The sequence below is a fragment of the Clostridium sp. UBA1056 genome (assembly GCA_002316385.1).
Taxonomy (GTDB): Bacteria; Bacillota; Clostridia; order Clostridiales; family Clostridiaceae; genus Clostridium_J.
Genome location: DCDL01000042.1, coordinates 1 through 22,506 on the forward strand (window position 1 = coordinate 1; position 22,506 = coordinate 22,506).

17 protein-coding genes, 1 tRNA gene and 1 other annotated feature are annotated in these 22,506 nt (G+C 30.6%); all 18 genes read right to left on the reverse strand.

Translation table 11 applies throughout. The annotated features are described in order from the left end of the window. Positions 1–762: 762 nt before the first annotated feature. Complete coding sequence (murD, locus tag B3W71_RS11235) at positions 763–2,142, reverse strand: UDP-N-acetylmuramoyl-L-alanine--D-glutamate ligase (RefSeq protein WP_346889019.1); 1,380 nt, start codon at positions 2,140–2,142, stop codon at positions 763–765. A 577-nt stretch (positions 2,143–2,719) separates the two neighbouring features. Continuing rightward, the gene (locus B3W71_RS11240) at positions 2,720–4,111 is read right to left on the reverse strand and encodes a glycine--tRNA ligase (RefSeq protein WP_346889020.1); all 1,392 of its coding nucleotides are present in this window, start codon (positions 4,109–4,111) and stop codon (positions 2,720–2,722) included. Positions 4,112–4,319: 208 nt separating this feature from the next. Further along, positions 4,320–4,486 (reverse strand) — a binding site (T-box leader). Positions 4,487–4,643: 157 nt separating this feature from the next. Then, positions 4,644–4,718: transfer RNA gene (locus B3W71_RS11245), tRNA-Asn, on the reverse strand. Positions 4,719–5,052: 334 nt separating this feature from the next. Beyond that, positions 5,053–6,594, reverse strand: a complete 1,542-nt coding sequence (lysS, locus tag B3W71_RS11250; protein WP_346889021.1) for a lysine--tRNA ligase — start codon at positions 6,592–6,594, stop codon at positions 5,053–5,055. A 29-nt stretch (positions 6,595–6,623) separates the two neighbouring features. Further along, a complete protein-coding gene (gene greA / locus B3W71_RS11255; RefSeq protein WP_346889022.1) occupies positions 6,624–7,103 on the reverse strand; it encodes a transcription elongation factor GreA in 480 nt (159 codons plus the stop codon). Between the two features lie 142 nt (positions 7,104–7,245). Continuing rightward, positions 7,246–8,214: a tRNA dihydrouridine synthase DusB gene (gene dusB, locus B3W71_RS11260; protein ID WP_346889023.1), complete on the reverse strand. Its 969-nt coding sequence runs from the start codon at positions 8,212–8,214 to the stop codon at positions 7,246–7,248. Between the two features lie 8 nt (positions 8,215–8,222). Continuing rightward, entirely contained in the window at positions 8,223–9,002 is a 780-nt protein-coding gene (locus tag B3W71_RS11265) for a type III pantothenate kinase (protein WP_346889024.1), read from the reverse strand. Positions 9,003–9,182: 180 nt separating this feature from the next. Then, a complete protein-coding gene (locus B3W71_RS11270; RefSeq protein WP_346889025.1) occupies positions 9,183–9,365 on the reverse strand; it encodes a hypothetical protein in 183 nt (60 codons plus the stop codon). Positions 9,366–9,371: 6 nt separating this feature from the next. Then, a complete protein-coding gene (locus B3W71_RS11275; protein ID WP_346889026.1) occupies positions 9,372–9,542 on the reverse strand; it encodes a hypothetical protein in 171 nt (56 codons plus the stop codon). A gap of 113 nt (positions 9,543–9,655) precedes the next feature. Beyond that, entirely contained in the window at positions 9,656–10,795 is a 1,140-nt protein-coding gene (locus B3W71_RS11280; RefSeq protein WP_346889027.1) for a sodium ion-translocating decarboxylase subunit beta, read from the reverse strand. Positions 10,796–10,811: 16 nt separating this feature from the next. Then, positions 10,812–11,216, reverse strand: a complete 405-nt coding sequence (locus tag B3W71_RS11285; RefSeq protein ID WP_346889028.1) for a biotin/lipoyl-containing protein — start codon at positions 11,214–11,216, stop codon at positions 10,812–10,814. Positions 11,217–11,242: 26 nt separating this feature from the next. After that, on the reverse strand, positions 11,243–11,617 hold the full coding sequence (locus B3W71_RS11290) for an OadG family protein (protein WP_346889029.1): 375 nt from the start codon (positions 11,615–11,617) through the stop codon (positions 11,243–11,245). A 13-nt stretch (positions 11,618–11,630) separates the two neighbouring features. After that, positions 11,631–13,115, reverse strand: a complete 1,485-nt coding sequence (locus B3W71_RS11295; protein WP_346889030.1) for a carboxyl transferase domain-containing protein — start codon at positions 13,113–13,115, stop codon at positions 11,631–11,633. A 392-nt stretch (positions 13,116–13,507) separates the two neighbouring features. Then, complete coding sequence (locus tag B3W71_RS11300) at positions 13,508–15,178, reverse strand: formate--tetrahydrofolate ligase (RefSeq protein WP_346889031.1); 1,671 nt, start codon at positions 15,176–15,178, stop codon at positions 13,508–13,510. Between the two features lie 187 nt (positions 15,179–15,365). Beyond that, positions 15,366–17,378, reverse strand: a complete 2,013-nt coding sequence (gene ftsH / locus B3W71_RS11305) for an ATP-dependent zinc metalloprotease FtsH (RefSeq protein WP_346889032.1) — start codon at positions 17,376–17,378, stop codon at positions 15,366–15,368. Positions 17,379–17,534: 156 nt separating this feature from the next. Next, complete coding sequence (gene hpt / locus B3W71_RS11310; protein ID WP_346889033.1) at positions 17,535–18,074, reverse strand: hypoxanthine phosphoribosyltransferase; 540 nt, start codon at positions 18,072–18,074, stop codon at positions 17,535–17,537. Beyond that, entirely contained in the window at positions 18,067–19,506 is a 1,440-nt protein-coding gene (tilS, locus tag B3W71_RS11315; protein ID WP_346889034.1) for a tRNA lysidine(34) synthetase TilS, read from the reverse strand. The genes hpt and tilS overlap by 8 nt, the downstream gene beginning before the upstream one ends. A gap of 169 nt (positions 19,507–19,675) precedes the next feature. After that, a complete protein-coding gene (gene spoIIE, locus B3W71_RS11320) occupies positions 19,676–22,078 on the reverse strand; it encodes a stage II sporulation protein E (RefSeq protein WP_346889035.1) in 2,403 nt (800 codons plus the stop codon). Positions 22,079–22,506 lie beyond the last annotated feature (428 nt).

The window sequence follows — 22,506 nt, forward strand, 5'->3', positions numbered from 1 at the left end:
TCAAAGACCATTTGGTTTTCATCAGCCTGTCGACTGACTACTTTTTAAATTTTATCACCATCAATTTGTTATGTCAACAACTTTTTTAAATTTTTTAAACTTTTCTTTTTTGCTGTTTAAATCATTTTAAAAGTTATTTGCTTTTGAACTTTGAAGTTCGCATCACTTGGTGACGAGATTTATAATATCATAGGGATAGTACTCTCTTCTTTATTTATACTATTATATATAAAAATTATCCTTTATTTTCTTTTACTTTCTTATTTTTTCTCTAATTTACATATATTGATACGCTAGGTTAAGTTTTTTAAATATTTTTATCTGATATCTTATTATTCCATAAAAATATTTAATCTTGAATCTATCTACTATCTAATACAAGAGTTTAAAATACATGATTTCTTATATAAAATACTGATATTTACCTAATCAACTATTTAAAATGTTAAATATATAAATAGTTAACTTTTTAAAATCTTAAATAGTTAAAATGTTATAAAGTTGTTCTATTTATACTAGATTTAATATTATTTAAAATTTAAATGATCGTTTTAAGAACATTAAACATGATCATTTTAATAATGTTTTACCTAACATATCTATTTGATACTTTATCCCTTATACTTTCCTATATAATGTAATTAAAATTATATTCCTAGAAAACAGTAATTCAAAACTATCTTCTAGGAATATATATTTCTATTATTAAGTTCACATGCAGTGTTGACTGTAATAGATTTTAAATTCTTATTAAATACTCTTTTATTTTAAGTTTTTAACTATTTCTTTAAACTTATTTCCTCTAACTTCAAAGTTTTCAAACATATCGAAACTTGTACAAGCTGGAGCTAAGGTTACTATATCTCCATTCACTGATACTTCTACCGCCTTCTCTACCGCTTCATCTAAAGTGTTTACTATATAAGTATCAACTTCAATTCCTTTTTCATTTTTTAATTTATCAAAAGCTGCTTTGATTTCATCCTTAGCTTCTCCAACCAAGATTAAAGATTTAATATATAGATATCCATCATAAGCTAAAGGATCGAAGGGAACTTTTTTATCACGTCCTCCTGCAATTAATACTACTGGACTTTCAAATGCTTTAATTCCAGCTAATGTTCTAGTAGGACTTGAAGCTATAGAGTTATTGTAGTACTCTACCCCTCTATAGTTTCTTACAAATTCATTTCTATGTTCTACTCCCTTAAAAGTAGTTGCAACTTCTCTCATATATTTTACATCTACATCATCCATTGTTAATGCAAACGCTGCTAATAAATTTTCTATATTATACATTCCCTTAAGTAATACTTCACTTTTATTACACACCTTTTTACCTTTAGCAAAAAGTTCTTCATTTTTATAATAAGCCCCATTTTCTATAACTTTAGTTCTACTAAAAGTATATAATTGTCCTTTTTCTTCTCCTTTAATACTTCTTGTAACATCATTATCTTCATTTAATACTAAAATATTATCTTCATTTTGGTATTTATATATATTCTTTTTAGAATCTATATACTCCTGTAAATCTTTATGCATATCTAAATGATTTGGAGATAAATTTGTAATTAATGCTATCTCAGGAGATGTGTCCATAGTCATAAGCTGAAAACTTGATAATTCAAGAACAACCTTATCGTTTGGAGATATTTCTTCTATTTTAGTAAATAGGGGAGTACCTATATTACCTCCCACCCAAGTTTTAAATCCTGCAGTACTTAAAATACTATACACCAAAGAGGTAGTTGTTGTTTTACCATCACTTCCTGTTATACCATATATTTTAGCAGGACAGTGTCTTACAAACTCCTCCATTTCAGAGGTTATATATGCTCCCTCATTTTTCGCTATAGTTAATTCTTTACTATCAATTCTCATAGATGGGGTTTTAAAAATCACATCAAAACCATGCAAATTAGTTAAATATTCTTCTCCTAGTTCAAATTTAACTCCCTGACATTGATACTTCTCTACAACATCTTTAAGTTTTTCTATACTCTTTTTATCAAAAGCAGTAACCTTAGCTCCCAAATCTATAAGGAACTCTATCAGTGGTATATTACTTACCCCTATTCCTACAACTGCTACGTTTTTATCCTTAATAAATCTCTTAAACTCATTAAAATCCTTTTTCATTTTTATTCCTCCAGCACTGCTATGTATTAGCTTACTTACCATACTATATTTATAATTATATCACTACCCTAGCCTTTTAAAAACTCTATAAACTATACATATTCTATTTATTCCAGAAGTCCCTCCCCATATTTCTATCTTTTCACCTATTTTTTCCTTATATCCACTAGTTTTCGAATATTTTTTCAATTTAATTTATTATTTTTTTAAAAAGTTATTGCTATGAGTTTTTTAATATGATATAATCTGTTTGTGCCGTAAGTAAGAATGTTAGAACTTTTCCCCAAAGGTTTAACATTGCACATAACATATCCCCATGATTAAACCCTATTTTTTACCGGATGCAAATCCGGTTATTTTTTTATCTATTTATATAATTGCATCATTATAAAACTACTAATATAACATCTATCTAAATTTTATACCTCAATACATTTTTAAAATAATTTTATTCTACAGTATTCAATAATTATTCTATGATAACCTTGTGAATAGTTTACATTTATTATTTATCATAAAAAAAATAGCCCTAAACAAATAATTGCCTAGAGCTATTTAAAATTCATGTAGACCTTTATTAGAACTCCATTTTTTCTTCTATATAAGATACTAGATTACTTATTGGCATTCTTACTTGTTCCATAGTATCTCTGTCTCTTACTGTAACAGTCTCATCTTCCATAGTATCAAAATCTATTGTAATACAGAATGGTGTTCCTATTTCATCTTCTCTTCTATATCTCTTTCCGATACTTCCAGCTTCATCATAATCCACATTAAATTTCTTAGCTAAAACTCCATATACCTCAAGAGCTTTTTCACTCAATTTCTTACTAAGCGGAAGTACAGCAGCTTTAAATGGTGCCAATGCTGGGTGAATATGCATTACTGTTCTAACGTCTCCACCTTCTAACTCTTCTTCATCATAAGCTTCACATAAGAATGCTAATGCAACTCTATCAGCTCCTAATGATGGTTCTATACAATATGGTATATATTTCTCATTAGTAGTTGGATCTAAATAAGATAAATCCTCTCCTGAATGCTCCATGTGTCTTTTTAAGTCATAGTCTGTCCTATCAGCTATTCCCCAAAGCTCACCCCATCCAAATGGGAATAGAAATTCTATATCACAAGTAGCATTACTATAGAATGATAATTCTTCTTTTTCATGATCTCTAAATCTTAAATTATCCTTACCCATTCCTAGGTTAAATAAGAAGTTCTTACAATATTCTTTCCAATATTCGAACCACTCTAAGTCAGTTCCTGGCTTACAGAAAAACTCAAGCTCCATTTGCTCAAACTCTCTTGTTCTAAAAATGAAGTTTCCTGGAGTAATTTCATTTCTGAAAGATTTACCTATTTGAGCTATTCCAAAAGGTACTTTCTTTCTTGATGTTCTTTGAGCATTTTTAAAGTTTACAAATATACCTTGAGCTGTTTCAGGCCTTAAATATATTTCATTTTTACTATCATCTGTTATTCCTTGAAAAGTTTTAAACATAAGGTTGAACTTTCTTATATCTGTATAATTCATTTTTCCACACTTTGGGCAAACCACATTGTGCTTTTCAATATATTCTTTATACTCTTCGTTAGTCCATCCATCAGCTACAGCTACTTCTACACCTTCTGAAGCCATGTGATCTTCAACTAATTTATCAGCTCTAAATCTAGCTTTACACTCTTTACAATCCATTAGTGGATCAGAAAATCCACCTACGTGACCTGTAGCTACCCAAACCTCTGGGTTCATTAATATTGCACAATCTAATCCTATATTATATGGATTTTCTTGAACAAACTTTTTCCACCATGCTTTTTTAACATTATTTTTAAATTCTACTCCTAAAGGACCATAGTCCCATGAATTTGCAAGACCTCCATAAATCTCAGACCCTGAAAATATAAATCCTCTATTTTTACATAGAGCTACCATTTTATCCATAGTTAATTCTTTTGTCATGTTTATTACCTCCATCATCTTTATTTTATTATTAATTACAATTAACAAATTAACAGTTATTGAGTGAAACCTAGCTCAGATAGAATTTAATCTGCCATTGAAATTTAGTTAATTTTTGTCTAATATCATGCAACATTATTTCCATATCCATAGATTATGGGAATGTTATAGTAACTAGACATTAGATAAATAAAAAAGCTTTAGCCAATTAAGGGACGAAATTAATCCGCGGTTCCACCCTTATTAGCTAAAGCTCATCTTTAAAATTTATCACTAACTCAAAAGCTCCATTCATAATATTAACTTAATGATTTACACCTACCATCATCTCTCTTTGAAATCTTTATTACTACTCTTCTTTATCATCGTTATTATTTAATTTTTAATATTATTATCTATAAATTACATTATAATTCAAAATAATTCTCGAATGCAAATATTATTGTAGTTTCTACACATATATTTTTTATATTATCAATTATAATAAAATAAGCCGACTTAACAGTCCGCCATAAGTAAGTTTATAAAAAAATGGCTCCGCGAAGAGGATTCGAACCTCCAACCTATCGGTTAACAGCCGAGTGCTCCACCGTTGAGCTATCGCGGAATATCTAATTTATATTTAAATTATAACATATTCTATGTAAATTTCAATACCATATTTATAATTTTTTTAAAATAATTTATTTAATTTACACTATATTAATACTTTAATATTTTATTCATAAATAATTATAATATGCAATAATTTTAAATATAATATTTTTATTTACTATACGAGAATACTTTAATATTTTACCCAAAAATTATTTTAATATGCAATAATTTTTGGGTAAAATTAATTTTATATAAGTATTAATAAATAAAATTTATTAATACTTCCTAGTGTAACCTAAGATTGTAAACAAATTCAATATATAAACTTTATTGAAATTTATATGTTACTGCAGAGGTTTCATCGTTGGGAATAGTATAACGTCTCTAATTGATACAGAGTCTGTTAAGAACATTACTATTCTATCTATACCTATTCCAAGTCCCCCTGTTGGAGGCATTCCAACTTCAAGAGCGCTCATGAATTCTTCATCAATTAAATATGCTTCGTCATCTCCAAGCTCTCTTTCTTTTGCTTGTTGCTCGAATCTTTGTCTTTGAACTATTGGATCGTTAAGCTCTGAATATGCATTACAAACCTCTCTGCCATATACAAATCCTTCGAATCTTTCAGTAAATTCTTCCTTACCACGTTTTTTCTTAGTAAGTGGTGATATTTCTACTGGGTAATCACAAAGGAAAGTTGGTTGAATTAAATGTTCTTCAGCAAACTCCTCAAATAAAACATTTAATACATCTGCTTTTGTACAGTCTTTTAATTCTTTTACAAATTCCAAATGCTTTTCTTTTGCAATTTGTCTAGCTTCTTCGTCTGTCTTAACTTCATTAAAATCTACACCTGCATATTCTTTTACAGCATCAACCATAGTTATTCTTCTCCATGGTGGTGTAAAGTCTATTTCAGTTCCTTGATAATTCACTTTAGTAGTACCATGAACTTTTTCACAAGCATATGCAACTAATTCTTCTGTTATTTTCATCATATCATTATAATCAGCATAAGCTTCATATAATTCTATCATTGTAAACTCCGGATTATGTCTTATACTCATACCTTCATTTCTGAAGTTTTTACCCATATCATATACTTTCTCAAGACCACCAACTATACATCTTTTTAAATATAGCTCTGTAGCAATTCTTAAATACATATCTATATCTAGTGTATTGTGGTGTGTCATGAAAGGTCTTGCAGCAGCTCCTCCAGCTATTGGTGATAGTATCGGCGTTTCAACCTCTAAATATCCTCTATTATCTAAAAATTCTCTTACTGCTTTTATAATTTTTACCCTATTTATAAAAGTATCCCTTACATCCTTATTCATTACTAGGTCTACTTCTCTTTGTCTATATTTTAAATCTTGATTTTTAAGTCCATGCCATTTTTCCGGAAGTGGCTTTAATGATTTAGAAATTAAAGTTACTTTACTAGCTTTAACAGAAGTTTCTCCTGTCTTTGTTACAAATGGTGTACCTGTAACTTCTAAAAAATCACCTATATCAAAAGTTTTTGCATCTTTAAATTGCTCTTCCCCAACTCTATCAAGTCTTATATAAACTTGCATTTTCCCAGATCTATCATGAACATCACAAAATCCAGCCTTACCTTGAATTCTCTTAGACATAAGTCTTCCTGCAATGGTAACCTCAGTCTCTTGAAGAGCTTCATAATTATCCTTTATTTCTTGTGCATTATGAGTCCTTTCAACTTTATACACATCAAAAGGATCTTTTCCTGCTGCTTGGAGTTCAGCAAGCTTTTGTCTTCTGATCATTACTTGTTCATTATATTCAGCTTCTTGAGCCTCTAATTGTTCACTATCAACTACAACTTCTTGTAAATTATCATTATTAACTTCTGTAGGCATAAACCATTCCTCCTAGTTTTTATTTGTGACTATCTTCTAACTTCTAATATCTTATATTTATTAATTCCATCTGGAGTTGATACTTCGACAACTTCTCCAGTCTTTTTACCCATAAGAGCATTTCCTACAGGTGATTCATCTGAAATTTTATTTTCATAAGGGTCTACTTCAGCAGATCCAACAAGATAAAATTCTATTTCTTCGTCGAACTCATAATCATGTACTTTTACACTTGTTCCTATACTAACTACATCCTTAGGAATTTCACTTTCATCTACTACAGATGCATTTCTTAGCATGTTTTCAAGCTGAATAATTCTTCCTTCAACGAAAGCTTGCTCATTCTTTGCTTCGTCATACTCTGAATTTTCACTTAAATCCCCATAACCTAAAGCAACCTTTATTTTTTCTGTTATTTCCTTTCTTTTAACAGTTTTTAAGTACTCTAGCTCATCCTCAAGCTTCTTTATTCCTTCGTAAGTCATCACGTATTTTTTAGATTCGCTCATGTCTCTCTCCCCTTCACTCTTACTAAATAATTCTATATTATTATAAATACTCAATCGTATCACATATAGTGTCTATAATCTTTGACTATTATAAAACAGCTAAAATCCCTTGTCAACAAAGGTATATTTATATTTAAAAATGTTATTTTTCATAAATTAATTTATATTTTTGCAATAGATTATACATCTCATCATAGGATATAGCGGAATTGATTTTATCTTTAATTTCGGTACAATTTTTTAATCCTTTGATATACCATGCTATGTGTTTTCTCATCTCTCTTACAGCTTTATTTTCATCAAAGAATTTAGCAGCTCTATTTAAGTGAGTCATGCACATATCAATTTTTTCAATAGCAGTAGGTCTTACTATATAATTGCCATCAAATCCTTGTTTTATTTCTCTGAATATCCACGGGTTTCCCATGGCGCCCCTAGCTATCATTATACCATCACAATTAGTTTGTTTCTTCATATTTATAGCATCTTCTGCTTCAAATATATCACCATTCCCAAGGACAGGTATAGAAACAGCATCCTTTACTTGCTTTATTATATCCCAATCTGCCTTACCTTCATACATTTGCTCTCTAGTTCTTCCATGAACTGTTATAGCATCTACCCCTGCATCTTCTAAGTATTTAGCGAACTCTACTGCATTTATGCTATTAGAGTCAAATCCTTTCCTAAACTTTACTGTAACAGGTTTATTGGTGGCCTTCTTCATTTCTTTAACAATTTCACTAGCAAGCTTAGGATTTTTCATTAAAGCAGACCCTTCACCATTTTTAACTATCTTAGGTACTGGGCACCCCATATTTACATCTATAATAGAAACTCCATCCATACTATCAATAACTTCACAAGCAAATGCCATTATTTTGGGCTCACTTCCAAATATCTGAAGCGCCACAGGCTTTTCTTCGTCACTTATCCTCATAAGTGTTCCCGTATTTTTGCTATTGTAGTATAAACCTTTTGCACTAACCATCTCTGTATAAACTAGTCCACATCCCATCTCTTTACATATACCTCTATAAGCTATATCAGTAACTCCTGCCATAGGGGCTAAAAACACAGGATTTTCAAAGCCTAAGTTTGAAATTTTCATTTTATCACCTATTCTATATTCTTCTCGTATATAATTCTAAGTCCTTCTAACGTCAAGAATGGTTCAACCTTATCTATAGTTTTAGAATCTTCAGCTATAAGATTAGCAAGTCCTCCTGTTGCTATTACCATCGGAGTTTCTTCTCCTAATGCTACCATTTCATCTTTGATTTTATTAACTATAAAATCAACTTGGCCTATATAGCCATATACAATACCTGCTTGCATACTTGCCACTGTATTTTTACAAATAACTGTTTCCGGTTTTATTAGCTCTACCCTTGGAAGCTTAGCGGCTCTTTGGAATAAAGCATCTGAAGATATCTTTATACCTGGTGATATAGTTCCACCTATATAATCTCCATTAGCTGTTACTGAACAAAATGTAGTTGCAGTTCCGAAATCTATAATTACTAATGGCTTTTTATACATCTCATAAGCCGCTACTGCATTAACTATTCTATCTGCACCTACTTCTTTAGGATTATCATACTTTATATTTATTCCAGTTTTTATTCCTGGACCTACTACTAGAGGTTTTTTATTAAAAAACTTTCTTATCATATGTTCTAGAGAGTACATTATATTGGGAACTACTGATGAAATAATTACTCCTGATATATCATTAACATCTAGCTTACTGTAGGTAAAAAGTTGAGCTACTTCTATCATATATTCATCAGAAGTTTTTCTAATATCTGTAGATAATCTCCACTCTACTAATAACTCCTTATTCTTATAAATCCCTAACACTATGTTAGTATTTCCTACGTCTAATACGAATATCATAATCATGCCACCCCTATATAATTAAAAGCAGCTTTTAAGCTGCTTTTTAAATGTTCCTAATCATTATAACACATTTAACACTTTTACTATATAACTTAATTAATTTTTTTAAGTTACTACCACTTTATGTGTTAAATAATTTTATTTTATGTAATATGACTGTAGTGTAAGTTATTCTTCTTAGATAGTATTATTACTATTAATTATGTCAACCTCATCTTTAAAAATCTCATATAATTCTCCCTTTAATGTTCCATCACTAAAATTATTCATAATATTCAGATATAACTTTTTTAAGTTATTTTCTTTTCTACTTATGTAATTACTTCTAAGCTTTTTTTCTTTTTCATTACCATGAAACATTATTCCCTACCTCCTTATAATACTTTTTAAAACTTTGATATGATTATTATGTCTTACAATTGAATCTTGTGCCCTGTTGTCAATTTCTTGAATAGGTACATTTGCCAAATAACTTTCATAGCTTTTAATAATCTCATTTTCTTTATCGATTAGAGATTGAATCATTGCATCCTTCATAATAATCTCCTCCTTTTTTTATTATTATCAAATAAAAAAGGGGATATACCTTTATTTTAAAAGTACATACCCTTTTTATAAATTATTTACAATTTACATATTTAATCTTTATATTAAGCCCCAAATAATGCTAATAATATACCTGCCGCAACAGCACTTCCTATAACTCCAGATACATTTGCACCCATAGCATTCATAAGTAGGAAGTTAGTAGGGTCCTCCTTTTGACCTACAACTTGAGAAACTCTCGCTGCCATAGGTACTGCTGATACTCCAGCAGATCCAATTAATGGATTTACTTTTCCTTTAGTCAATTTACACATGACTTTTCCTACAAGTACTCCTCCTGCTGTTGCTACTGCAAATGAAGCTATTCCAATTATAACTATTCCTATAGTTTTAGGATTTATAAAGGTTTCCGCTGTTGCTGTAGCTCCAACAGAAAGTCCAAGGAATATAGTAATTATGTTTATAAGAGCATTTTGTGCAGTATCTGAAAGTCTTCCAACTACTCCAGATTCTTTAAATAGGTTTCCAAGCATTAACATTCCTATTAACGGTAGTAAAGCTGGTAAAAATAAAGTTACTAATATAGTTACAACTATAGGAAATACTATTTTTTCTATTTGCTTAACTTGTCTTAGTTGTCCCATTTTTATTCTACGCTCTTCTTTAGTTGTAAGGGCTTTCATTATTGGTGGCTGTATAAGTGGTACTAGCGCCATGTATGAGTAAGCTGCTACCGCAATAGGTCCTAATAGATGTCCCGCTAGCTTATTTGTTAAGAATATAGCTGTAGGGCCATCTGCTCCCCCTATAATTCCTATAGAAGCAGCTTCTTGTGGTGTAAAACCAAAAAGAATAGCTACTCCAAAAGCAAAGAAAATACCAAGCTGTGCTCCAGCTCCCATAAGTACGCTAGATGGATTAGCAAGCAATGGGCCAAAATCTGTCATAGCTCCTACACCCAAGAATATAAGTGGAGGGAATATCTCCCATTTTACTCCTCTTGATAAATAATATAGTAATCCTCCAGCTTCCTTACCTACAGGCTCGGCCATAATATTGCCTAATGGTATGTTAGCAAGTAACATACCAAATGCTATTGGTAATAATAAAAGAGGTTCGAATTTTTTACCAATAGCTAGCCATATGAAAACTAAAGATACCCCTATCATTACAGCTTGTTGCCATGTTAAAGCAGCAAATCCAGATGAGGCAAACAAATCTTTAATTACTTCAAAAATGTTCATTTAAGTTAACCTCCTATTATGCAATAACAGCTAATATATCTCCAGTATTAACTGCAGCTCCCTGTGTTACATTTATCTCTACTACGGTTCCATCTGTTGGAGACATAATTTCATTCTCCATTTTCATAGCTTCTAGTACGAATAGAACATCACCTTGTTTAACTGTTGCACCCTTAGTTGCAACTACTTTAACTATTGTTCCTGGCATTGGCGCTTCTGCTTTTGCTCCTGCTACAGTCGATGTTGCTGTTGCTGGCGCTGGCGTTGGTGTAGCAGCTGGCGCTACCGGTGCTGCTACTGGTGTAGTAGCTGCTGGTGTCACTGTGACTACCGGTGCTACTGGTGTAGCAAATTCACCCTTTACTTCCTCTACCTCTACTTGATATAAATTTCCGTTAACTGTAACATTATATTTTTTCATACAAAATATCCTCCTAACAATAACTTCTATTTAATAGAAGCACTTCTCCAACTTGAATTATTATTAACCCTTTTGATACTTTTTATATTTAGTTCATCTAGTGATTTACCAGTATGAGCAGATAACGCAGCCATTATTGCTGCCACTAATTCATATTCCTTATTGACATCTACTGTTTGCACAGTATTATCAACTTCCTTTACTGCAACTGGCACTTCCTTAGTTTTTTCACTAATCGTAGGCTTCTTTTTATAGTCTCCTCCTAATAAAAAGCTTTGTAACTTAATTATAAGCATAAGTGCTAATAATACTCCAAATACTATTATCATAGAAGTGACTGCTACACCTAATGCAAAGGACAAATTTTCTAGAGTGAAGTTTTTGAAAAATGTTTCTTTCATATTTTTATTCCTCCTAAACTAGTGTACTGCCATGTGTTTTAGGGTACTTTACTTCTCTTTTACTTTGTAGCATATCTAGCATAGCAAATATTCTCTGCTTACTTTCACTTGGTTTTATTACATCATCTATCATTCCTATATTAGCTAAATTATATAGATTTGTAACTTCATCATAGTATTTAGCAATTACTTCTTTTTCTCCTTGTCTATGGTCCTCTGAATTAAATATCTCATCTCTATATAATCCTTTAATATATTCTTCTGGATTTGTTAAACATACTTTTGCTGTTGGCCAAGCCATCGTAACATCAAAGGATGATTCTCTTGAAGCTAAAACTTCATATCCAAGACCATAAGCTTCTCCAATAATTAAAGATACCTTCGGAACTGTAGCATCAATTAATGAATACATAAGTTTTCCAATATTTTTAGCAAGTCCATCGTTTTCTTCTTCTAAAGAAACACTAGCTCCTTTTGTATCTACTAAGCTTAAAATAGATATGTTAAAGCTATCACATAATCTTACAAAACTTGCAACTTTATTTGCACTTAAGTTGTCAATATTTTTATTACCAGAATTTGATATAATTCCAACTGTCAAACCATTAATTTTTCCAAGGATAGTTTTAAAGTTAGTAGCGAATCCTTTATATATTTCGATATTACTATTTTCATCTGTTATGGCATTTAAAATGTCATCTAAAGAATAACTATCTTTTTCAACCATTTCATCAAGATTTAACTTACTTACATTTAAGTTTAAATCTTCATCACTAATAGTAGATAATTCTAAGTTATTTGATGGCATGTAAGAAATTAGATTTCTTACTACCTGGAATGCTTCTTCTTCGGTAGTAGCATTTATATGTGCATTACCATTTTTATTAGCACTTACTCCATTACTTACCATAACTTTATCTACATATTTACTTTCTTTTGCAGTAAGTTTACCTAAAGAGGATACACTTAAATCGCTTATCTCGTCTACAGCAACTACTATATCGCTCATAGTTCCAAGTAATGATGTAATTCCATTACAAGGACCACATATAACTGATACTCTTGGGACTACACCACTTAACTTAGCATATTTATTTAAAACTAAGCCATAAGAACTAAGTAGCTCTGTTCCTTCGCTTAATTTTCCACCTATAGAATCAATAACTTGAACTACAGGAGCACCTATTTTAGCAGCTCTCTCAAGAATGTTTATTATTTTTCTTCCCATAGCTTTTGTAAAAGTTCCACCTTCCACTGTGTAATCACAGCTATATACAAAAGCTAATCTTCCATTTATAGTTCCATGTCCAGTAATTACGCCCGCTCCATTACCTGAAACAAGTGATCCGACTTCTATAAATGTCCCTTCATCTAACAATGAAAGAACTCTTTCTCTAGCTGTAAGTTTATTTAGGTTGTGTTGCATTTGTACTTGATTTTCTCCACCGCCTAAATGTGATGTATCTTTAAGTAAATTAAACACTTCAAGTTTATTCATTTTACTGCCTCCTGACATATTAACTTTACCTTATACTATAATAACATATTTTACACCATTTGTATATATTTATTGCAAGTTTTAATTCATTTTTCTGTTAATTGTTTAATTTCTATCAATTTCATTTATAGACTTCTCGAGTATAGTATTCTGCTTAAAACAATTTTAATTCCTATGTATTAAAATTTATAAAAAGGCTAGTGATGATTTTGTTTAAAATGTACCCTAAGTCAAGGACATTTTAATTCCCTACTAGCTTTTATTTTTATCTTTAAGAAAAAAACTAATCCTATGATTCTTCATAGGATTAGTAAATAAACTTTAATATTAAGTTATATATATTTTAATTATAAATGCTTCAATACATAATCTTAAGTAAATACTAAAAACTATTAAAATAGACCTTCTATAGTTCCATCTTCATGAATATCTATTTTATTTGCGGCAGGAACTTTTGGAAGTCCTGGCATAGTCATTATAGTTCCTGTTAAAACAACTATAAAACCTGCTCCATTTGATAATTTAACTTCTTTTACTGATATATTGAATCCTGTTGGTCTTCCTAATAAAGAAGGATTGTCAGAAAGAGAGTTTTGAGTTTTAGCTACACATATTGGTATTTTATGAAGCCCTAGCTTTTCAATTTCACTGATTTGCTTTTTAGCTGATGCTGTAAAATCTACATCATCTGCTCCATATATTTCTCTTGCAATAATTTTTATCTTTTCTTTAACATCTAATTCTTCACTATATAAAACTTGGAAGTTACTTTCTTTATTTTCAATAGTTGAAATAACTTTATTAGCTAAGTCTTTTCCACCTTCTGCTCCCTTTTCCCAAACTTCAGTTAGAGATACCTCTACGCCTTTAGCTTTGCAGAACTCTTCTATAAACTTAACTTCTTCATCGCTGTCTGATATAAATTTATTTATAGCTACAACTACTGGAACATTAAATTTCTGTATATTTTCTATTTGTTTTTCTAAATTAACAACACCTTTAGATAGCGCTTCTACATTTGGAATATTTAATTCTTCTTTTTTAACTCCACCGTGATGCTTTAATGCACGAATTGTTGCGACTATAACTACGCAACTTGGTTTTAATTCGCCATATCTACACTTAATATCAAAGAACTTTTCCGCTCCTAAATCTGCACCAAAACCAGCTTCAGTAATAGCATAATCTCCTAACTTTAATGCCATTTTAGTTGCAAGTATACTATTACAACCATGAGCTATATTAGCAAAAGGTCCTCCATGAATTATTGCCGGTGTATTATCCAATGTTTGTACTAGATTAGGTTTTATAGCATCCTTCATTAACATTGCCATAGCACCTTGCACCTTTAAATCATTACAATAAATTGGTTTCCCATCAAGATCATATGCTACTAGTATTTTACCAAACCTCTCTTTAAGATCCATAAGATCTTTAGATAAACATAATATTGCCATAATTTCAGAAGCAACAGTAATTGTAAATCCATCTTCCCTTAAGAATCCATTCGCTTTTCCGCCCATGCCAACTACTACATTTCTAAGAGCTCTATCATTCATATCTAAAACTCTTTTAAATATAATTCTTCTAGAGTCTATTCTAAGTTCATTTCCTTGGTGAATATGATTATCTATAGCCGCAGCTAATAAATTATTTGTTGTAGTAATAGCATGCATATCCCCTGTAAAGTGAAGATTTATATCTTCCATTGGTAATACTTGAGCATATCCTCCACCTGCAGCACCTCCCTTAACTCCAAAAACCGGTCCTAATGAAGGTTCTCTTAATGCTATAACAGCACTTTTATCTAAACTACAAAGAGCTTGACCAAGCCCTATAGTTACTGTAGACTTTCCTTCTCCTGCTGGAGTTGGATTTATCGCTGTAACTAATACAAGCTTTCCATCTTTCTTGTCTTTTCTATTTGCAAGAACATCTAAAGATATCTTTGCTTTATACTTTCCATAAAGGTCTAAATCATCCTCGGTTAGACCTAAACTCTTTCCTACCTCTAAAATTGGTAGCATCTTTGCACTTTGAGCAATTTCGATATCAGTTTTCATAATTAACCTCCTAAGTATTATAAGTATTTAACTTTATTTTTTCAAAATTCAGAAATAAATTAAGCTGTGATAACTATGAATATAGTTCTCTTGGTCTTTTTTCAATATTTTTCTATTTTAAGTTCATTATAACATAATTACTTCTATAAAAAAAGCACAGCTACCGCTGTGCTTTTAAAACAATATATTAACTTTCTTTATATGTGTTACTCTGATTATCTGAAGCATTTCCCTCTTTTTCATTTTCATCTGTTGATACTTCATCTTTAAGAGCTTCTACATTCCAATCTTTAAACTTATCATCACTGTTGTTCTCTTCTGTTGATACATCTGTTTTTTCTTTTGAAAAATCTAATTGAATTTTTTCTGCATCAAACTCTGCAAGAGTCTTTCCTTCCATTATTGCATTAAATTCTTCTGCAGTAAGTTTTTCTCTTTCAAGTAAAGCTTTCGCAACATCATGAAGTTTATCTATATTTTCCTTAAGAATAGTTTCCGTTCTCTCATAGGCTTCATCAATTAATGCTTTAATTTCTCTATCTATCTTAGATGCTACTTCCTCTGAAAAATCTCTTGCTCTTCCGAAATCTCTTCCCATAAATACTTCGCCATCATCTTTTCCAAAAGATATAGGTCCTAAAGCATCAGTCATACCATACTCCATAACCATCTTTTTAGCTATTGATGTAGTTCTATCTATGTCATTTTTAGCTCCAGTACTTATGTCTCCAAGAATTAATGCTTCTGCAACTCTTCCTCCTAAAAGACCAACCATATCATCTCTAAGCTTAGACTTAGATGTATATGCTGTATCCTCATTAGGTAAGTGTAGAGTATATCCTCCTGCCATACCTCTTGGAATAATACTAATTTCGTGTACAGCATAAGAATTAGGTAAATATTTAGACACTACTGCGTGACCAGCTTCATGATATGCAGTTAATCGCTTATCTTTCTCACTAATAACTCTAGATTTCTTTTCTGGACCAGCCATTACTCTAGTTATAGATTCTTCTAACTCTTCCATAGTTATAACTTTTCTTCTTGCCCTTACAGTTAATAGTGCAGCTTCATTCATTAAGTTTTCAAGATCTGCACCAGTAAATCCTGGTGTTCTCTTAGCAAGTATTCCTAACTCTACCTCTTCATTTAAAGGTTTATTCCTAGAATGAACCTTTAATATTTCTTCTCTTCCTTTAATATCAGGTACACCAACAACTATTTGTCTATCAAATCTACCTGGTCTTAAAAGAGCTGGGTCTAATATATCTGGTCTGTTTGTAGCAGCCACCATTATTATACCTTCATTTACACCAAATCCGTCCATTTCAACAAGAAGTTGGTTTAAGGTTTGTTCTCTTTCATCATGACCACCACCCATGCCAGCGCCTCTTTGTCTACCAACAGCATCAATTTCATCTATAAATATAATACAAGGAGAGTTCTTCTTAGCTTGCTCAAATAAATCTCTAACTCTTGAAGCTCCGACTCCAACAAACATCTCAACGAAATCTGAACCTGATATACTGAAAAATGGAACTCCAGCTTCTCCTGCAACTGCTTTTGCTAGGAGAGTTTTTCCTGTTCCTGGAGGACCAACTAATAATACTCCTTTTGGAATTCTAGCTCCAACTTCCATATACCTCTTAGGATTTTTAAGAAAGTCTACTATTTCTTCAAGTTCTTGCTTTTCTTCATCGGCTCCAGCTACATTTTTAAATGTAATCTTTTTATCACCTTCTAAAGGTACCGCCATCTTAGCTTTACTTTTACCAAAGCTCATAACTCCACGGCCGCCACCGCCACCGCTTCCGCTAGACTGATTCATAAACATTACCCAGAATAGTACCACCATTCCTATAACAAAAAGTGTAGGTAAAATTCTCATCCATACTGGTACTGTTGCTGGTGGATCATAGTTTTCATTCATATTAGGATTTGGATTTTCCTTAAGCACTTGTAAATATCTATCTTTTAAGATATTTACAGTAAACTCAGTATCGTCATTTAGCTTACCTCTTACTGATGTTCCATCCGATGATACCTGTATAGCTGATACTTGTTGTTGTTGCATATATTTTTCAAATTCTGTTACACTTACTTCTTTAACAGTTCCCGTGCTATCGAATAGTGATAGTGCAGAAAATATAACTAATATTAACACTAAAAACCAAATTGTTGCACTAGAAATTTTTTTCATTTGAAGCCCCCCTCTCTATACGGTTCAATATCACTAAAAATTCTATCATATGAGTTTTTCCTTTACAACATCAATAATATTAATTATTAATGAACTACTATATTGTTCTATTTTTAAATAGTAATAAGATTAATACCTATATAGTATAAAACTTTACTACTTCATATATACATGCTCATCTAGTATTCCTATATAAGGAAGATTTCTATAAATTTCAGCATAATCAAGACCATATCCTACTAAGAAATAATCTGGAACATCAAACCCAAGATATTTAACATCCAGCTCTTCCTTTCTTCTTTCAGGTTTATTAAGTAAACATGCTATTTCAAGGCTTCTTGGATTTCTAGCGCCTAAATACTTCATAAGATACTTAAGAGTTACTCCACTATCTATAATATCCTCTATTATTAATATATCTTTACCTTTTATTTCGAAGTCTAAATCTTTTATTATTTTTACTATTCCTGAGGATTCTGTAGCATCCCCATAGCTAGATACAGCCATAAAATCCATTTTACATGGTATAGTTATGTTTTTCATCAAATCTGCCATGAACATTACTGACCCTTTTAAAATTCCAAGTAGAATTAAATCTCTCCCTGCATATTCCTTTGATATTTTAGCTCCTATTTCTTTAATCTTATCGGCTAAAACCTCTTCAGTTAGTAAAACTTCTTTAATGTCCTTATTCATGTTTTTCCTGCCTTTCCACACTTACTTCTATAATATTTTTTGCTCCTTCATGGATTTTAAATTTATCACTTATTTTATATCCTATTATCCATGAAATATCTTCATCAAAACAAATTAGAGGTACAAAATCTCTTTCTTCTCTCGGAATCTTTAAATCTATAAATATATCTTTCAACTTCTTACTACCCTTCATACCAAGAGGAGAAAATCTATCGCCATTTTTTCTAAATCTTAATGATATATTTTTTATGTTAGTACCATTAAAGTATTTTATGTTATCATTAGATTTAAAATTCATTTTTTTATTGCCATCTATAGATCTTATATATATTCTAAGTCCTAGCTCCTCAATATAATTATCACCAATCTTAAGCTCTCTAATGGTGTCTATATTAACCTTATTAACTTTGCAAACTTTCTTCTGTCTTGTTATCTCAATATTTCCATATACATTGTTAATTAATATTCCCTTTGGAACAATTGTAAATTTCCCCGTATTAGCTCTTTGCAAGCTTATAATATTATCGATATGTATGCTTTGAATATTATTTATATCCCCTCTAACTTCCAATAGAGCCTTTCTTATTACTCTACTTATCAAAGATGGATGAAGATAAAACGCATCTTTATATATTATAACCTTATCTTCTCCTATATCACAATATTTTTGGAAAACTTTGATTACATTTTCTTGAATATAATCCTCATCACGTTTTATCAATTCACACATTCTATTTAAAGTTGTAATTATATCGGAGTTAAAGTTCTGCTGAATGTATGGTATCAATTCTAATCTAATTTTATTTCTTGAATATATAGGTTCATAGTTTGTCTGATCTATCCTTGCTGGAAGCATATTCTCTTCACAATAAGCCTCTATTTCTTGTCTACTAATATCTATTATCGGCCTTATATATATTTTATCTCTTACAGGTTTAATTCCTATGAGTCCTTCTATTCCTGTTCCTCTCATCAATCTCATAAGTACAGTTTCCGCTTGATCATTAAGATTATGAGCTAATGCAACTTTATCTGCATCAAGCTTTTTTAGAAGTTCCTCAAAGAATCCATATCTAGCATCTCTACCAGCCATCTCTGTAGAGATATTGTTTTCATTAGCCATAGAATTTATGTCTACAGACTTACTAAAAAATTCAATATTATTTTTTTCACAAAATCTTCTACACGTAGCTTCATCCTCATCGGATTCATTGCTCCTTAGCATATGGTTCACATGAGCTGCATATAGCTTTATGTTATACTCATCTGTTAATGTAGATAATACATGTAATAAACTTATAGAATCAGGGCCTCCAGATAAAGCAACTATAACCTTATCTCCATTATTCAACATTCCATTTCTATCAATAGTCTCCTTAACCTTATCTCTCATGCTATTATTATGTACTTTCACCCACTCTTTCTCTCTCATAAAAAAACACTTCCTAAAAATATAGTTTTAAGTCATAATATCATAAATGTAAGAATTTTAAAACAAATATAAGAAAAAAAGAAGAAATGTTTACACACTTCTTCACTTTTTCAATTATAACTAGTACAAATTAGCTATAATCAGCTTTCTAATTCATTTAACCATATCACTAGGCTATATGAATTCTAGAAACCATAACTGTCATATCATCCTTAACTTTATTCTTGCCTATTCTCTTTGCCTCATTAACTATCCCCTTAGCTAATTCATCTGGATTTCCATTATCATTTCTACATAAATAATCTAATATCCAATCCACTTTTCCACTAGCTTCTTCATCACAGTCTATAATTCCATCTGTTAGCATAACAATCAAATCACCATTTTTTACTCTCTTGCTATGAATTTCTATATCAGCTTCATCTAATATTCCAATAGGTAAGCTTCTTGATTTAATTATATCTATAGTATCACCACTCTTTATAATACTAACCACTGCACCTACCTTCATAAAATCTACTTCACCACTATATAAATCAATAGCACTTAAATCTACAGTAGAAAACTTCTCATCCTCTGAAAATTTAAGACTCATTATAGAATTAACTGTATTTATAGCAGTAACTCTGCTGAACCCAGCACCCGTAAATTTCTCAATGAGCTCTACTACAGCCTTACTTTCTCTTCCTGCTTGTGGTCCTGACCCCATACCATCACTAAGTACCATCATGTAACTACCATCATATCCTTCTCCAAAATTAAAGTTATCTCCAAAGATAGTTTGTCCATCTTTACATGCTCTAGACACACTAGTAGTTACCCCAAATTTAGGTACTTCTTCAAACATAGCAGTGCACTTATTAGTTATAGGATTAATCTTACAACCATCATTTTTTAATTTCATTTTATAATCTATACAGTCATTAATTAGAGGAATCATTTTCTTTGTACATAAGTTTCTTCCGTTACACGAATCACAAGTTATCTGTATGTTTAATCTCTCATTCTTATCTTTTATTGCAAATACATCATCAACTTCTATATCATACTTTTCTAGAATTCTTATAATCTTTTTTTCGGAATCCTTATCTTCATTAAAGTCTGATGAAAATTCATCCATAATTTCATCTACAGACTTAGCCATGTTGCTAAATTGATTTGCGATTAACTCTCTGCCCTCAGCTAATCTACTTCTCCACATTTCATTTATTATAAATTTATTTATAATATCCTCTGTATTCCTTATTAATGAGGCTTTCTTTATACATTTCTTTTCTAACAACTCAGGAAAAATATTAGTTTTATTTTGAACACTTTCTAGAAGTTCACCAAAAGCCTTATAAGTACTAATCATCTCTCTTCCCCAGCATATACCGCATGTATCGCAATTATTGCATACTCTGTTAGCTAGATTTTCTATAAGTCCACTGCTTTTAGTACTCATATCTAACTTATCATTATCAGCCAAGTTATTTAATGTGGCTGCCATATTCAAAAGTACCTCTGAAAACTTATCTAGTCTATCTGTAAATATCCCCTTTACTTTATTAACATATCCGTCTTCATATCGTCTACTTTTTTTCTCCATATCTAATTCACTAGATATAGTTTCATATAAACCATTAGGTATAACTATAAATAAAGCTACTGCTAAAGTTCCTTCTGCCAATATGAATTGTGAAATTCCTTCTGGCATATATATAGATATATAGATCTTCATTATACAAAATACTATAAATGAAGATAAAGCTGAAATTAATTTTCCACCTTCTCTAAATATTCCTGAAGTTAAAGCACATACACCTAACACTGTTGCATAGCCAAAAATATTTTGACTTGACATTCCTACAATAACACCCATGGCAATACCTGCTGTAGCACCTATGCTTGTCCCACAGACATAGCCTATAATAGATACCGCTGCAATACTTAGTACACTTAGAATTGATATGTTAAAAACTTCAACTCCCCAGGTTCCTGCAATTATTAAGGCTATCAATATACTCATAGAAACTATTTCTTCATTTGAAAATAAATGCTTGGTCTTTATCTTCTTAAAGCTATTCATACTATATTCTAGTATTAAATATACCGGTATTATACCTACTCCTTCTAATGCAGTATTGCTAAGTGCTAATATTAATGAATACTGATTCACTAATATTGTATATGCAAAAATCATTATCAAAGTTGCTCCTATGATAATAAATTTTTGAACTCTCTTCTTAATAAAGCTATTTAAAATTAAACATATTATAACTAAGGTTGGAACTATAGTTATATACATTAAAGAATTATCTAATACTCCTATTGTAGTTATATATCCTAATATAGTTCCTAATCCAACAACTAAAGATAGTCTATTATCTTCAATAAATAATATCATAAGTAAAAATGCAATTCCAAAAGGTGCCGATTTATTTATCATTATTACTCTACTAACTAAAATAGCAACACAGAAGAACATAATGCTCTTTGCTACTACCCTTGTGCTGTCACCATCCCTATCATCGCTAGCCACTATACCACTTTTCACTCTTTTATAAGTTCTAATATTCTCTCCATATTGCATAACAATTTCACCCACCTGTATTTTTTTTACAGGTTCATTATATCAATGCTGCTTGGAAATAAATGTAATTTAATGGAGGTAGATACGAGAAATATTATTACAATAAATTCCATTTTATTTCTCTTTTCTTTTTTACATTAGGATTCTATATCATTAATATATTAAGCTCATGGCTAGCTTTAATAACTTTACACGAATATATATTCTCATATTAATTTGCTATATTTTTATGTCATGAATACTACTTAAAAAAGGTTTCATGGGGAAAATATCTTTCATAAAAAAATAATTGATTAATATGCTTATATTTAGGACTGCTTTTTAAGATTACATTATGTAGATTAATTGAAAAATTTTATTGTATATAAAAATTAAAAATGGATTGAATATATATTCAATCCATTTTTATGGTTGCGGGGGCAGGACTT

Excerpts from the sequence above, each read along its gene's own strand:
- B3W71_RS11265 (WP_346889024.1), bottom strand. The coding sequence starts at position 9,002 with ATGATATTCGTATTAGACGTAGGAAATACTAACATAGTGTTAGGGATT.
- greA (WP_346889022.1), bottom strand. The coding sequence starts at position 7,103 with ATGAGCGAATCTAAAAAATACGTGATGACTTACGAAGGAATAAAGAAG.
- murD (WP_346889019.1), bottom strand. The coding sequence starts at position 2,142 with ATGAAAAAGGATTTTAATGAGTTTAAGAGATTTATTAAGGATAAAAAC.
- B3W71_RS11285 (WP_346889028.1), bottom strand. The coding sequence starts at position 11,216 with ATGAAAAAATATAATGTTACAGTTAACGGAAATTTATATCAAGTAGAG.
- B3W71_RS11275 (WP_346889026.1), bottom strand. The coding sequence starts at position 9,542 with ATGAAGGATGCAATGATTCAATCTCTAATCGATAAAGAAAATGAGATT.
- hpt (WP_346889033.1), bottom strand. The coding sequence starts at position 18,074 with ATGAATAAGGACATTAAAGAAGTTTTACTAACTGAAGAGGTTTTAGCC.
- dusB (WP_346889023.1), bottom strand. The coding sequence starts at position 8,214 with ATGAAAATTTCAAACTTAGGCTTTGAAAATCCTGTGTTTTTAGCCCCT.
- lysS (WP_346889021.1), bottom strand. The coding sequence starts at position 6,594 with ATGCCTACAGAAGTTAATAATGATAATTTACAAGAAGTTGTAGTTGAT.
- B3W71_RS11270 (WP_346889025.1), bottom strand. The coding sequence starts at position 9,365 with ATGTTTCATGGTAATGAAAAAGAAAAAAAGCTTAGAAGTAATTACATA.
- B3W71_RS11300 (WP_346889031.1), bottom strand. The coding sequence starts at position 15,178 with ATGAAAACTGATATCGAAATTGCTCAAAGTGCAAAGATGCTACCAATT.
- ftsH (WP_346889032.1), bottom strand. The coding sequence starts at position 17,378 with ATGAAAAAAATTTCTAGTGCAACAATTTGGTTTTTAGTGTTAATATTA.
- B3W71_RS11240 (WP_346889020.1), bottom strand. The coding sequence starts at position 4,111 with ATGACAAAAGAATTAACTATGGATAAAATGGTAGCTCTATGTAAAAAT.
- B3W71_RS11290 (WP_346889029.1), bottom strand. The coding sequence starts at position 11,617 with ATGAAAGAAACATTTTTCAAAAACTTCACTCTAGAAAATTTGTCCTTT.
- B3W71_RS11295 (WP_346889030.1), bottom strand. The coding sequence starts at position 13,115 with ATGAATAAACTTGAAGTGTTTAATTTACTTAAAGATACATCACATTTA.
- tilS (WP_346889034.1), bottom strand. The coding sequence starts at position 19,506 with ATGAGAGAGAAAGAGTGGGTGAAAGTACATAATAATAGCATGAGAGAT.
- spoIIE (WP_346889035.1), bottom strand. The coding sequence starts at position 22,078 with ATGCAATATGGAGAGAATATTAGAACTTATAAAAGAGTGAAAAGTGGT.
- B3W71_RS11280 (WP_346889027.1), bottom strand. The coding sequence starts at position 10,795 with ATGAACATTTTTGAAGTAATTAAAGATTTGTTTGCCTCATCTGGATTT.